Source organism: Pseudomonas sp. AB6 (assembly GCF_034314105.1).
Lineage (GTDB): Bacteria > Pseudomonadota > Gammaproteobacteria > Pseudomonadales > Pseudomonadaceae > Aquipseudomonas.
In genome coordinates this window covers 4,198,622-4,212,109 of sequence record NZ_JAVIWJ010000001.1, presented here as the reverse complement: position 1 = coordinate 4,212,109, position 13,488 = coordinate 4,198,622, and the positions used below count along the sequence as shown (strand labels likewise).

General features: G+C 58.0%; 11 protein-coding genes. 3 read left to right on the top strand and 8 right to left on the bottom strand.

Annotation, left to right across the window (positions count from 1 at the left end):
- Window positions 1-154 precede the first annotated feature (154 nt).
- Entirely contained in the window at window positions 155-991 is an 837-nt protein-coding gene (locus RGW60_RS19820) for a sulfotransferase (protein ID WP_322206174.1), read from the bottom strand.
- 217 nt (window positions 992-1,208) lie between these two features.
- Here RGW60_RS19820 and RGW60_RS19815 point away from each other — a divergent pair, with 217 nt between their 5' ends.
- Together RGW60_RS19815 and RGW60_RS19810 are read left to right on the top strand one after the other, a co-directional pair.
- A complete protein-coding gene (locus tag RGW60_RS19815; RefSeq protein ID WP_322206173.1) occupies window positions 1,209-1,799 on the top strand; it encodes a phage tail protein in 591 nt (196 codons plus the stop codon).
- Window positions 1,800-1,855: 56 nt separating this feature from the next.
- Window positions 1,856-2,167, top strand: coding sequence for a hypothetical protein (locus RGW60_RS19810; protein WP_322206172.1), 312 nt, complete (start codon window positions 1,856-1,858; stop codon window positions 2,165-2,167).
- Here RGW60_RS19810 and RGW60_RS19805 read toward each other — a convergent pair.
- The 6 genes from RGW60_RS19805 to RGW60_RS19780 all read right to left on the bottom strand — a co-directional run bounded on the left by RGW60_RS19805 (window position 2,160) and on the right by RGW60_RS19780 (window position 10,075).
- Complete coding sequence (locus RGW60_RS19805) at window positions 2,160-2,666, bottom strand: GNAT family N-acetyltransferase (protein ID WP_322206171.1); 507 nt, start codon at window positions 2,664-2,666, stop codon at window positions 2,160-2,162. The two genes, RGW60_RS19810 and RGW60_RS19805, sit on opposite strands and share 8 nt — an antisense overlap.
- A gap of 27 nt (window positions 2,667-2,693) precedes the next feature.
- A complete protein-coding gene (locus tag RGW60_RS19800; protein ID WP_322206170.1) occupies window positions 2,694-4,790 on the bottom strand; it encodes an HlyD family efflux transporter periplasmic adaptor subunit in 2,097 nt (698 codons plus the stop codon).
- On the bottom strand, window positions 4,791-6,110 hold the full coding sequence (locus RGW60_RS19795) for an efflux RND transporter periplasmic adaptor subunit (RefSeq protein WP_322206169.1): 1,320 nt from the start codon (window positions 6,108-6,110) through the stop codon (window positions 4,791-4,793).
- The gene (locus tag RGW60_RS19790) at window positions 6,107-6,889 is read right to left on the bottom strand and encodes an efflux RND transporter periplasmic adaptor subunit (protein ID WP_322206168.1); all 783 of its coding nucleotides are present in this window, start codon (window positions 6,887-6,889) and stop codon (window positions 6,107-6,109) included. The genes RGW60_RS19795 and RGW60_RS19790 overlap by 4 nt, the downstream gene beginning before the upstream one ends.
- A gap of 96 nt (window positions 6,890-6,985) precedes the next feature.
- On the bottom strand, window positions 6,986-8,962 hold the full coding sequence (locus tag RGW60_RS19785; protein ID WP_322206167.1) for a methyl-accepting chemotaxis protein: 1,977 nt from the start codon (window positions 8,960-8,962) through the stop codon (window positions 6,986-6,988).
- Between the two features lie 192 nt (window positions 8,963-9,154).
- Window positions 9,155-10,075: a LysR substrate-binding domain-containing protein gene (locus RGW60_RS19780; protein ID WP_322206166.1), complete on the bottom strand. Its 921-nt coding sequence runs from the start codon at window positions 10,073-10,075 to the stop codon at window positions 9,155-9,157.
- A 151-nt stretch (window positions 10,076-10,226) separates the two neighbouring features.
- Between RGW60_RS19780 and RGW60_RS19775 the strand changes: the two genes are divergently transcribed.
- Window positions 10,227-11,624: a NorM family multidrug efflux MATE transporter gene (locus RGW60_RS19775; RefSeq protein WP_322206165.1), complete on the top strand. Its 1,398-nt coding sequence runs from the start codon at window positions 10,227-10,229 to the stop codon at window positions 11,622-11,624.
- A 24-nt stretch (window positions 11,625-11,648) separates the two neighbouring features.
- Here the strand turns inward: RGW60_RS19775 and RGW60_RS19770 are convergent, their stop codons facing one another.
- On the bottom strand, window positions 11,649-13,331 hold the full coding sequence (locus RGW60_RS19770) for a bifunctional diguanylate cyclase/phosphodiesterase (RefSeq protein WP_322206164.1): 1,683 nt from the start codon (window positions 13,329-13,331) through the stop codon (window positions 11,649-11,651).
- Window positions 13,332-13,488: the final 157 nt, after the last annotated feature.

Here is a 13,488-nt window from a genome sequence, read left to right as displayed (position 1 = left end):
GCGGCTCCAGCGACATGATCATTGGTGAAACCAAGGTTTTTGCGCCCTCGGATGCCCGCGGTACTGTCCGCGATTTTTGTTTGCTCCACCACATGCTGCTCACCCTGCACTCAAGCGTTTTGCCCGCTGAATGGCTTATAGAAAAAAAACGCAATCAACTGATTGCGGAGTTGGTTTTCATACGAATGACGTTGGCCGCGCTGGAGGACCCATCGTGCCAGAAAGACAATTCTGAATACTTTTCGAACAGGTCAGGCGGCAAAATCGTACGTCGCGATTGCGCCGCCACCTTTGGCTTGACCTTGTGCAGACCTGCCACACCCAACGCTTGGTCGAACTCCGGCGCGTCGTACACCAAGTTGTCAAAATCGTGCTCAAACCATGGTTCGCCAACGAAGTCGTAGACCAGCCGCAGGACCCGCTCCGGGGCCTGGGACAGCAAGTCGTAATCGACCACCAACAGCGAATCGGCGTGCTCGCCGTAATAGGCTTCTTTGAGCGCTGTCCAGGCAAACCCGACCAACCGGTTGCGCTGGGCCAGGGTTTCGCAACGGCTGTACACGGTATTGCGCTCGATTTCGTCGTTGAACAGCTTGGTGTTCTCGAACGGATTGGCCCGATACAAACACTCAAGGCTGTCCATGACCCAGGCGACGTTGCGCACACAGGCGATGACTTTGGATTGGGGAAACAGGTCCATCAACGCCGGCAGCCGGGAGCACCACTGGCGATTGGTATCGAAGATGACCGGTTGATTAGCCTTGTCGGCGTAATAGGAATCAAACAATCCCGTGAGCAAGCGACGGCGCATGTCGATATTGATGACCGAACCGAACTCACTGCCGGCGCTGCACTGGTCCAGCACGCTGGTAAACAGCGAGCCTACGGGACTTGTCATCCCGGCATGAAAACGAGGGTTTTGCAGAAGAATGGCGGACAGTAAGGTTGAACCTGAGCGCGGTAAACCCGAGATAAAGTGGAAGCTGTGCATCCCTTCACCTATTGATGGTAATAGTCCTTTTGTAGAATAAAGCCTAACAGTAACCAGATGTAACGAACTAGTATTATTTTGACATCATTTTTCTCAAAATTAAGTCGAGGACGGCTACTCTGTTGGCCGGTGAAGACTTCGGACTGATGTCTGAAGCAATTCAGCCCTTGCTTCGGGGTCATGACACCGCCTATTGACCTACTAAAAAGAGAAATATATGGACGTATTTATCGGCAATATCCAGATGTTTGGCTTCAACTTTGCGCCCCGTGGCTGGGCCCTCTGCGATGGAAGCCTCTTGCAGGTCCAGCAATTCCAAGCACTGTTTACACTGCTCGGCACGACCTATGGAGGGAATGGCTCCGTCAATTTTAGCCTGCCCGACCTGCGCAGCCGGTTGCCAATCGGCCAAGGCGCCGGCCCGAACCTGACCCCACGCACCGTCGGCGACCACAGTGGCACAGAAAGCGTTGTGGCGACTCTCGACAACCTGCCTACGCATAGCCACGGCACCACTGCGCTGCACGCTGTTACTGCGGTCAAGTTGGCCAATGCCCCCAGCAATCCCGCGACCGTACCCACGGCCACCAACTCCTATCTGGGCGCGTCCATCAGCGGTGGCCCGACCAGTGCAGCTATTTACTCCGACCAACAAGGCAATGCACCGGTCACTCTGTCAGGGGTAACTACGGGCATCACGGGTATCACTGACCCTGCTGGCAAAGGTCTCCCCATGGCAACCATGAATCCCTTTCTGGCAGTGAATTTCAGCATTGCGCTGGAGGGGCTTTTCCCTACACGCAACTGAGCTCCCTAAGCCGGGGCCTGTCGCCCCGGCCTTTATGCACAGAGCGGAGACGACTCATGCTGCACGAGATTACCAGCGAGCACTTCACTAACCTGCTGACCACACCGAGCACCCTGCACCTGCCGAATGGCAACAGCCTGATAGTAATGATCGAAGCCGTGACCCTTAAACCACAATCACGTTTACCGGAGAGCCCGCGCATCCCGTTCACCGTGATGCTGCACAGCGTGGAACCGACGACTTTTGCCAGTGGCCTGTGCGCGCTTGACTTGGCGCCGTTGGGCCGGATGGAAGAGATCTTTGTGTCCCGGGAACCCGCCATGGGACGGGACGCCTCGCTGGGCTATTTCAATATCGTATTCAACTGACGACGGGGCTGCCGGGGTACCACACCAATCGCTCAGCGCCCGGGCTGGACTCCTCGACTCGAAACCCCAGTGCCAGGTAATGCTGGCGCGCTTGGGGATTGCTGGCCCACACCACCGTCGCGACCGGGCATCGGACTTGCTCGGCGGCCTTTTGCACCCCTTGCAGTACCGTGCGCCCAAAACCCTTACCGCGCGCGGCCGGAATGAACGCCAAGTACAACACGCGGATTTCATTCGGGCCGAAGTCGGCGCTTAGCGCCCCGATGGGCGTATCAAGCTTCTCCACCACGTAGTGCATCGCATTAGGAAAGTTCTCGCCGACCCCCTGTTCCTGCACCTGGAACTGCTGGGCGACGATCTGCTCCACCTTCTCCGGCTCGGCGTCGATCCATTGCAGCTCGGGTCGAGCCGAGGTGTACAGTATCTGCAGAAACGGCGCGTCAGTGGCCCGAGACGGTCGCACGACCAAACCATCGGATGACGCCGGACTCTTCAACATGGACATTCTCGCTCGACATACTTATCGTCAAAAACCACTTTCACGCACACCCAAGGCCGCCATTCGACGCCAGACTGTACCCAATAAACTTTCGCGCAGACCCTGCAACACCACCACGCCCCGCAACGGCTGGCTTGGGTCAATCGACGCTTCGATCAGCTTAAGATGCACACCGTATTGCGCCTGCACCGGTTCCGGGCGATGGTTCTCGTCCCGGCGCACGGCAATCGGCCCGTGGTGATCGGAGGTCAGCGCTTCTTGATCAATAAACGCCACGCCATTGGCGTCCACGTCCACCAGCTCTACCGCCAACGCAGGGCGCATTGGGTCATCGGCGATAAACCGTCCGGTGGCACCGGGGGCAACACGCCACAGGTCGTCTTCGGCCAAATAGCCGCGCAGTCGTGCGCCACTCTCGACTACCCGGGCCAGCGGTTCCTTGGTTGAAACCCAGCGACCCACCGTCAGTTGCGGCATCAGATCGCGGACTTGACCGGCCTGCGGTGCACGCAACAACAGCCGTTCACGTCGAGCGGTCAACCCGCGATATTCCGCCACGGACTCGGCAAGACGCTGTTCAAGGATGCCGACATCTGCTGCGGTCTCGCTGTGGGACGCTTGGCGGCGCATCTGCAATTGCAGGATATCGATTTCCTGACGCACGATCGTCTGACGGGATTCCACGTCAGGTGATTCCAGCTCGATCAGCACCATCCCTTGGGCCACCGTCTGACCGTCCTGTACATTCACTTGTTTGACGCGCGCCGCCACCGGCGCATGCAAGGCCGTAACCCGCCCTGCTTCTAGCATCACCGGCAGTTCCACGGCACTACGCCACGGGACAATCAGCAACAACACCAACCCTAGCAGCACCAATGCGCTGAGTACTGCTCGCAAGAATTGAGCCTGTTCGCGACGGGACCACCACTCTCGTCCTTCCTTGAAAATGGGCAGAAAGATGAACCACACCAGTTCCACCTGCATCAGGAAAATCCCCAACAGCTTGAAGAACAGGTGATACACCGCCAGCGCAATGCCGAAAAACAACGCCGCCCGCCATAACCAAGACAGATAACCCCACCACAGCAAGCGCCGTTGCATGGTTGGTGACCATGGCTCAGGCGCCTGCTGGCCATAACCGAACAAGACTTCGCCCAGGCGCCAACGGCACAGGGCGAAGGCACGCCCTTGCAGGTTGTCTACTTCCCACAAATCGCTGAGCAAAAAATAACCATCAAAACGCATGAACGGATTGAGGTTGACTGCCAACGTCGTCAACCAAGTGGCGCTGGCGAGCATGAACGCTGCCGTGCGCGCCGGCCCATCGGGCAATAGCGACCAAGCGAGCAAGGCGATACAGGCCAGCAGCATTTCTGCCATTACCCCACCAGCACCGATCAACAGCCGCGCGCGCCGGTCATTGACCCGCCAGGCATCGCTGACATCAGTATAAAACATCGGCAGCATGACCATAAAGGCCACGCCCATGCTCTGCACCCGGCAACCCGCTCGCTTGGCCATGAACGCATGGCCGAACTCATGGAACAGTTTGGCGAAAAACAGTGCTGTGCCAAAAGACAGGGCGCCGCCGAGGCTGAACAGGTGCGGGAAGGTCGAGATAAAGCGCTGCCAATCTCGCGAGACCAGAAACACCCCTAGGCCCAACGTCGCCGGCGAGCCATAACGCAGCAGTCTGGGGCCGAATCGCTCAAGCCAAGGCCATGCCCAATTGAGGAACGCATCCGGGCGCCACAATGGAATGCGAAAAAACAAATACTGATGCAACAACATCTGCCACATCCCCCGCCGCTGGGCCGCAGCTTTATAGGCATAGCTGGCGCGTTGCTGCGGATCGAGGGCTCCAATCAGATCATGGGCGCGCAGGAATACCAGCAGTTCATCCAGTTCGGTAGCACCCAACGGCAAACCCGGTTCACGGTTGGCCGCTTGCAGCACCTGCTCGGCATCCCCCAGCGACCAATGACGCAGCAGGCGAATGGCCGCGATGCTCAGCTTGAAATAGCGCCCGCGCACCGGATCGGCCAAGGTCCAGCGTGGGGAACCGTCCAGCGAGGCCGATGCCTGGGACAGCTGTAAATCGGCCCGCAGGCTGGGCAAGCTCATCTACAGACCCACGCTTTGGCGCAATCCGGCCAGTGGTCGACGGAGCAAATACAGCGCCAGCGGTGCACGGTCACCGAACAATTTGGCAGTGCCGCGCAGACCGATACGCGGCGGTGTGTCGTTAAAGCTAGCGTCCAGGCGATATGCCAATTGTCCACCCGGCGTCGGTTGCGCCTCGTAGGCCTCGCGTTCGAGCGTGGCCAAGTGTCGCTGCAGTGGATCGCTGTCGAGAAACAGCGCTACTTCGGCGCCCGACTCCAGAGCGATGCCGTCGCCTACCGCCAGCTCAATTCGTAACTCGGCCTGGGTCGGGTCAGCGATTTCCAGTAAGCGCTCACCCGTCTGCACCGGTTTGCCAGTCCAGCGCTCAGCGTCGGCAAACACCGCAATGCCGTCGCGCTCGGCGCGCACTTCGCTACGCTTGAGCAGCTCGCGGGCGTAATCGCGCTCGGCCCGTTTCTGTTCAACTCGCGCCGCCAACAAGTCCAGCTTGGAGTTGGACTCAGCATCGGTAAAAGCACGCTGGGAGTTGGCCTTGAGTTCGGCTTCGGCCACGCCCAAAGCGCGACCAGCCACATCGGCCTGGGCCTTGAGCGTGGTGCTTTCAAAACGCAGCAGCAGGTCCCCCGCCTTGACGCTCTGATTTGGCTTCACCAGAAACTCGGCGATAACACCATCCAACGGCGCGGCCACCACCTGCCCACCCAATGGCACCACTTCGGCCGGGGCTAGCACGGACTGACGCACCGGAATCAACAGTGCCAGCAACGCTATGCCGACCAGTGCCGCTTGACGCTGGCCGGTCCAACGCAACCGCCAATGTTGACGCGGCTGCAAGGCGAGCCACGCGTGGCTGTATGTGTCACCCAGTTGCGACAGCAATACCTGTGCGGAAGGACTCCAAAGCGTATCCCGCGCCAACCATAAGCCGCCAAAGACTTGGCCCTTATGATCAAGCAGAGGCAACCAAAACAGATGGGCCGCCGACAGAGCCTGCCAATCGGCCTGCAATGAGCCACTCAGGACGTCGGCAGGGACGACCCGTGCCATATTCAGGAGCTCGCGCTTGAACAACAGCGCCACTGCCTGTTCGACGAACGCGACAAATGGAGAGTTGGGCTCGACGCTGCTGACACTGGTCACGGCGCGGACCCTGCCGGCAATTAACAAAGCGGCATGACGAAAGCCGAACAATGCCTGCCCGTCATTTACTAGGCTGTACTCTAACTGCTCAACGGTACGGGCCGCCCGAGTCTGTCGCTCCAGATCAAGAAATTGGGCAAAAACCCGCTCGACCATGCCGGCTACCGGGACGTTCACTTGAGCTCCGCAAAATGCGCAGTGCCACTCATCCCCGCAAGCAAACCCGTGACATTGGGCAACGTCGCCACCAGCAGCAAGGTCTGGCTGCCTTCGTCGATGCGCGCGCCGAGGCGCTTGATGGTAGCGGTCAACCGCTTGCCGGTTTCATCGGGAACAAATTCAAACGTTTGCCCTGGCTTAAGCTTGCCCATCCAACGCGAAGGCACCAGCAACTGAATTTCCAGGGTACGATTATCGACGATCTCCAGCATCGGCGAGCCGGCGGATACGCTTTCGTAACGCTGGACCTTGCGCTGGACCACTTGGCCGTCATAGGGCGCGACCACGCTGCAACGCTTGACCTGAACTTGATACACCTGGGCCTGGGCCTGGGTTTCCGCCAGCTTGGCTTCGGCACGAGAGACTTCGAAATGCCCCACAGAGTTGAGTGCGGCCAGTTGCTTGTTATGAGCCAGCTCTTCGCCGGCACCGCGGATCGCCGCCTGCGCGGCATTCAGCTGCGCCTGATAGGCCGAGCAATCGAAGCGCGCCAGCGTGTCGCCTTTATTGAAGGACTCACCGTCACTGAACGGCAAGTCGACGATTCGCCCGGAAAGCTCACTGGCCAGCATCGCTTGGTCACGGGCTCGCAACATGCCACGGGCTTCACTCGCGCTCGCAGACGCAACCTCGGGGTTTACGGGTTCCGCAAGCGGATCGTCTGGAAAAGGCGTTTGAGCCTGAGCCAGGAACGCGAAACAGGTCAGTCCATAAGCCCATCCACGAAAACGCTGCATTACCATAACTCCTCGACGATTCGCGGCATTCTACGACAGAAGGGAAAATCAAAGAGCCATCATCTAAACCGGGTGCTAAAAATGCATGATTTCAACTCACCGAAACCGATTCACTTCCTTACGCAACTCCGCCGCTAGCTGATCCAGCTCCTTGGCTGTAACTGCAAGGTTCGATACCACTTGGCGTTGCTCACTGTTGGCAAGAGCGATGCTTTGCAAGTTGCTACTGAGCAGGGTCGCCGTGCTGCTTTGTTCTTGAGTGGCAGTGGTGATGGCGGCAAATTGCTCACCGGCAGAACGACTTTGCTCATCAATCCGCGCCAGTGCGGCGGCAACGTTGGCGTTACGTGACAGGCCTTCCTGCATCAGTGCATTACCCTGCTGCATGGTGCTAATGGCGTTGCCGGTTTCGAGTTGGATGCTGGCGATCATGCCCGTGATTTCGTCGGTGGCTTTACGGGTGCGCGACGCCAAGTTGCGTACCTCATCAGCGACCACCGCAAAACCACGGCCCTGCTCACCCGCGCGGGCAGCCTCAATCGCAGCGTTGAGCGCCAGCAAATTGGTCTGCTCGGCAATCGAGGTAATTACACCAACAATGCCACCAATCTCCTGCGAGCGCTGGCCTAGGGTATTGATCACGGTGGCGGTGCCTTCCAGCGACGTTGCAATCTGCTGCAGCGCCGTCGAAGCCTCGTCCATGGAGGTTCGGCCAATGCGCGTCTGTTGGGCGTTTTCCTGCGCCAGGCGCTCGGTGTTACCCATGTTGTCGGCGATGTTCAACGAAGTGGCGCTAAACTCTTCAACCGCACCTGCCATGCTGGTGATCTCGCCGGACTGCTGCTCCATCCCTTCGTAGGCGCCACCCGACAAACCAGACAGCGCTTGAGCGCGGCCACTGACCTCCTGAGCAGCAATGCGAATGTGCGAGACCATGTTTGATAACGCTTCACCCATTTGGTTGAAGCTGCTAGCCAATTGACCAATTTCGTCGTGGCTGGATACGTTTAGTCGAGCGCTCAGGTCACCTGCACCCAAGGCCTCAGCCTGGCGAACGAGGTCCGACAGCGGCTGCAGTTTACGGCGCAACAACCAAATGGCCGCACAGACTGCGATCAACATGGCCAGCAGACTGCCAATGGCCAACTGCGTACCAACGTTCCACGTCACGGCGTTGATTTCCGCTTCTGGCATGCTTGCAAACACCGTCCACGGCCCCCCGGCAAACGGCGCAGCAACGGTATAAAACTCCTGATCATTGTTCACCCAAAACTGGCCCAAACCAGGATGGTTGATAATGTCGGCCAAACTCTTCATCGCCTGATTCAAATCTTTGACCCCAGCTGGAGCAACCAGCCAGTGACTTTGCTCATCAAGCAGCGCCAGCGAACCGGTGTTTCCAATGCGGAAATTTTTCAGGTTTTCAAATTGAGTGTTTTGCGCGTCGGTGTAGTCAAAACCGACGAACAGGGCGGCGATGATCTTGCCGCTGCTGTCGCGCACCGGGGTGTACTGCGTCACGTAATAGCGGTCGAACAATAAAGCTCGACCCACGTAACCCTGGCCCGCCATCAAACGCTCATACGCGGAGCTTTTGTGGTCAAGCAATGTGCCAATAGCTCGCGTGCCGTCCTGCTTGCTCAGCGACGTGCTAATGCGAATAAAATCGTCGCCGCTGCGCACAAAAATGGTCGCTACACCGGCGGTCATTTGCTTGAAGTTATCAACTTCGGTGAAGTCATTGTTCAGTACCCTATCACCCGACACCAAACCCGGCGTTTGTATGCCGGCAACGGCCACTGAGTTTTCTGGGTGCAGGCTTAATCCACCGGCGAAACGTTTCTCAAAAAGCCCGCTCAATCGAAGCGTGCTTTCGCGCAGGCTGCTATGAAATGTATTCAGCTGATCAGCAAGCAAGCGAGCTTCGCTGGCCATGTGCTCTTCACGAATTACCAAGTTAGCTTTGTGCAGTGAGCGCAGAGCAAATACCGTACTACCGGTAATGACCACAGCCAAAATTACCGCCAAGGCGACGCCCAACTGCGTGGCGATACGGGCACGAGGTTCGGACATGGAAGCTCCTGGCTGGCAACGGCAGCGTTTTAATTCCAAACGGCTACCCAGCAAAATTTCGATGAAGGGCACTTGATCTTTTTTTAACGAATTGCCCTGAATACAGCGATTCGGCCGCTGCAAAGAATACTTGAATACAGCGCTAGGTCACAAAGCCGCAGTGGCACAGCCCCCTAGGGCAATGACGGCGGTTTAATTCAATATTTCTACCGTAGGCAGATCCATTGCCCGCACTTCACCCTGAAGAAAGTCGCTGAGCCGACGCAAGCGCTCTGCGCCCGGCCGCGTCTTTGGCCACACCAGATAATAGTTTTCACCGCTGACCACCGCGGTGCGCCACGGCAAACTGAGACGACCCTGCGCGACGTCCTCGGCAACCATCAGCAAATCGCCCATGGACACACCATAGCCACGAGCGGCGGCAATCATGCCCAACTCAAGGGTGTCGAAGAGTTGGCCACCCTTAAGTGAAACCTTATCCAACAAGTCCATTCGCTCAAGCCAGCTTCGCCAATCCCGACGGTCCGGCGTTGGGTGCAGCAGCTCTGCGGCGGCTAAACGGTCGACATCCCACGGTTGATCCTCAAGCAATGTCGGGGCGCCAACGGGAATCAGCAATTCGGGAAAAAGATAGGTGGCTTCCCAGTCCGGTGGAAAGTTTCCGCGGCTGAGTAACACCGCGCAGTCGAATGGCTCTTGAGTGAAGTCGACACTCTCGATGTCCATCCAGGCACTGGTCAGCTGCACTTCATTGCCGACCTGCAGGTGACGAAAACGGCTCAAGCGCGCCAGCAACCAGCGCATTGTCAAGGTGGAGGGTGCTTTCATGCGTAGCACGCCATCCTCTGCACGCAAAGTGCTGCACGCCCGCTCCAATGCGGAAAAACCTTCACGTACACCCGGTAATAATAGGCGCGCCGCTTCGGTCAATTGCACGTTACGGCCATTGCGCTGAAACAAGCGGCAGGCAAAATGCTCTTCAAGAGTGCGGATATGACGGCTCACCGCGCTTTGGGTGATCGACAATTCTTCAGCCGCCCTCGTAAACGAACTGTGTCGGGCAGCGACCTCAAAGGCACGAAGTGCATAAAGCGGGGGCAAAATACGCGGCATACAGCGCTTCCTGTTGCGATGTCCGACCACTCTACCTGAACTCGATTCAGATGAGTTTTACTCATGCAACGCATCGGATTTATCCCTTTGTGCCAGCGTGCATAACTGTCGAGAATCAGTCGCTCAAAGATCCCCCGAAAACTGAGCCCCCATGCAACCCGTCGCCAACAAAGCCCCCTGGATAAACGAGCTCAGGATCATCCTGCGGCTGGCCGGGCCGCTGATCGCGTCGCAGATGGCGCACATGCTGATGGTCTTTACCGACACCGTAATGATGGGCCATCTGGGGCCAGACGCGCTGGCGGGCGGTGGACTGGGGGTAGCCAGCTATAACCTGATCGCATTCTTCTGTGTCGGCGTAATTGCCGCCGTCGGCACGTTGGTCGCAATACGTCACGGGGCTGGCGATATTGAGGGCGTCACCCGCCTGACTCAGAACGGATTATGGCTGGCATGGGGCATGGCATTGATCGCGGCAACGCTGCTGTGGAACCTCCAGCCGATCCTGCTCAGGCTCGGCCAGAACGAGGCGAACGTGCACACGGCCGGTGAATTTATGGTCACCCTACCGTTCGCGCTACCCGGTCTGTTGAGCTTTATGGTCTTGCGTGGGTTCACCAGTGCGCTGGGCAGTGCGGGTTCAGTCATGGTCATTAGCATCGGTGGGGTGGTGGTCAATTTTGGCCTTAACTATGCTCTGATCCACGGGCTGTTTGGTTTGCCGCATTTGGGGCTGATGGGTATTGGTTTAGTGACGGCGCTGGTTGCGAATGGCATGGCGTTACTGTTGGCGCTGCATATTCGCCGGCACCCGGCCTACGCCCGCTACCCCCTTCGCCAAGGCTTGATGCGCCCGTCTCTTCACTATTTGAAAGAGCTGTGGCGTCTTGGCTTACCCATCGGCGGTACGTATGCCGTTGAGATCGGTCTGTTCACTTTTGCTGCATTTTGCATGGGCGCCATGGGCCGCTCACAAATGGCCGCGCACCAGATCGCCCTGCAATCAGTGTCGATGGCCTTCATGATCCCGGTCGGAATTTCTTACGCGATGACCATGCGAATCGGTTCCCATTATGGCGCGGGAAATCTTCAGCAAGCGCGGTTAGCGGGGCGTGTGGGCATTGCGTTCGGCTCGCTGATGATGCTTGGCTTCGGGCTGCTGTTCTGGCTGGCACCGCGCTTTGTGGTGGGCCTTTTTCTGGATTCCGACGCTCCAGCTAACCATGACGTAATCGAACTCGCCGTGAGGTTATTGGCTATCGCCGCGTGGTTCGAATTGTTCGACGGTGCCCAAACATTAGCCATGGGCGCAATTCGTGGCTTCAAAGACGCCAAAACCACCTTTCTGATCGGCCTCGCCAGTTATTGGTTGGTCGGTGCGCCGGCGGCGTGGACCTTTGGCTTTTACGCCAACGGCGGCGCCATCGGGGTCTGGTGGGGGTTGGCGCTGGGGTTGGCGTGCGCAGCACTGGCGCTGATCGTGGCGTTCGAACGGAAAACCTCACGCCTGCTGCGGCAAGCGCCGGTGGGCAAGACGGTTTTGGCATAAACCCGAATGTGAAGCCAACGGACACTAGTTGTTAGATAGATGCTTGGCGTGTCCGACGTCTTCGCGTTGACCAAACGTTAAATACTCCACCAGCGAGTCCAGCGGCAACGGTTTGCTGATGAGGTATCCCTGAACCTGATCGCAACCAAAGCCGCGCAGCAACTCCAATTGCTCGGCGGTTTCAACTCCTTCGGCCACCACTTCAAGGTTGAGGTTGTGCGCGAGGTTGATCATGGCGTGAACCAGTTTTCGGTTCTCTTCGCGCAGCTCCATGCCGCCCACGAAGCTTTTGTCGACCTTGAGCAACGCAATCGGCAAGCTATTGAGGTGCACGAATGACGAGAAGCCGGTGCCGAAATCGTCCAGCGAGAAGCGCACCCCCAAGCGGCCCAGCGCATCCATGGTCTGCTTGACCAGATCACTGCGGCGCATGACCGCCGTTTCGGTCAGCTCAAACTCTAACCAGCGCGCATCGACGCCACGTTCGGCAATCAAGCGGCTCAACGTCGATAGCAGCTGGCTATCCTGAAATTGGCGGAACGACAAATTGACTGCCATGTGCAGCGGCGGCAACCCGCGCTCACGAAGGTCTTGCATGTCGCGCAGCGCGCGGGAAATGACCCAATATCCGAGAGGTACGATTAGCCCGCTTTGCTCCGCCAACGGCACGAACTCGCTGGGTGCGAGCAATCCGCGCTCGGCGTGACGCCACCGCACCAACGCTTCAAGGCCCACGATGCGACCTTCTTCCAGGGATAAACGTGGCTGGTAGTGCAACTCCAACTCATCACGGCGTAAGGCACGGCGCAGCTCTGTTTCCAGATCCGCCAGGCTGCGCGCATTGCGATTGATCCGTTCATTGAAGATATGAAAGGTACAACCCTGAGTACTTTTCGCCTGCTGCATCGCGATGTGCGCGTGCCACATCAACGGATCAGCACCCGCTTGAGCGCGAGCGTGCGCAATCCCTAGGCTGCAACCGATCAATAGGCTTTCGCCGTCAACCCAATAAGCTTCAGACATAGCGTCAGTGATGCGTTCGGCCATCCATTCAGCGCGTTGCGGCGCACGGCGGGTGTCGATCAACAAAGCGAATTCATCGCTGCCCAGTCGTGCCAGTTGATCGCCGGCTTCCAGCTGACTTTTAAGTCGCGAGACCACTTGCAGGATCAATCGGTCGCCCGCCTGATGGCCCAGGGCGTCATTGGCGTGGCGAAAGTTGTCTAAGTCGAGGTGCCCGAGTGCCAAGCCACGTCCGTCATTTTCGGCGAGACGGGCAGTCAATAAGGTTTGAAAACCCTGTCGATTGGCGATGCCTGTTAGCGGGTCCTGCTCGGCCAGACGCTGTAACGTATTTTCCAGCACACTGCGTTCGCGTACATGCCGCAGACACCGTCGAACCGTGTCCGCATTCAGCGCCTCAAGAACCAACCAATCACTGACATCGATTGGCGGCTCTGTCGGCTCGTGCTCGAACAACATCACCACTGGCAACTTACAACGACCCGGTGCAGGTTGTAATTGAGGTGGAGTTAGCAGCACTGCATTGAGTTCGTCATCGAATAGACCGCTGACGTCTTCCCAGTTCGGCGCGCAGACCAGCGTCACCGTGCTTCCCAAAGGAACCAGACATTCGCGCAATATTTTCGGCCATTGTGCCTCTTGGGCCAACAGCAGCAAATGCAAAGGTTGGACAGGCGTCGACAAACTAGCTCCCTAGACTCACCAAAATTCGTGGGTGATACGGCTCAAAAGTCCGAAGATGAGCTCAATTCAAAGCGCATCCTGCGCGAAAGTATCAAAACGGGCAAATTTAGATCGAGTGCTGCGTCACAGTGTCGGACGATGACGGCACGAAGGCTTG

Coding starts and splice junctions, on each gene's coding strand:
- RGW60_RS19810 (WP_322206172.1), top strand. CDS start 1,856: ATGCTGCACGAGATTACCAGCGAGCACTTCACTAACCTGCTGACCACA.
- RGW60_RS19820 (WP_322206174.1), bottom strand. CDS start 991: ATGCACAGCTTCCACTTTATCTCGGGTTTACCGCGCTCAGGTTCAACC.
- RGW60_RS19780 (WP_322206166.1), bottom strand. CDS start 10,075: ATGCCGCGTATTTTGCCCCCGCTTTATGCACTTCGTGCCTTTGAGGTC.
- RGW60_RS19775 (WP_322206165.1), top strand. CDS start 10,227: ATGCAACCCGTCGCCAACAAAGCCCCCTGGATAAACGAGCTCAGGATC.
- RGW60_RS19815 (WP_322206173.1), top strand. CDS start 1,209: ATGGACGTATTTATCGGCAATATCCAGATGTTTGGCTTCAACTTTGCG.
- RGW60_RS19785 (WP_322206167.1), bottom strand. CDS start 8,962: ATGTCCGAACCTCGTGCCCGTATCGCCACGCAGTTGGGCGTCGCCTTG.
- RGW60_RS19805 (WP_322206171.1), bottom strand. CDS start 2,666: ATGTTGAAGAGTCCGGCGTCATCCGATGGTTTGGTCGTGCGACCGTCT.
- RGW60_RS19800 (WP_322206170.1), bottom strand. CDS start 4,790: ATGAGCTTGCCCAGCCTGCGGGCCGATTTACAGCTGTCCCAGGCATCG.
- RGW60_RS19790 (WP_322206168.1), bottom strand. CDS start 6,889: ATGCAGCGTTTTCGTGGATGGGCTTATGGACTGACCTGTTTCGCGTTC.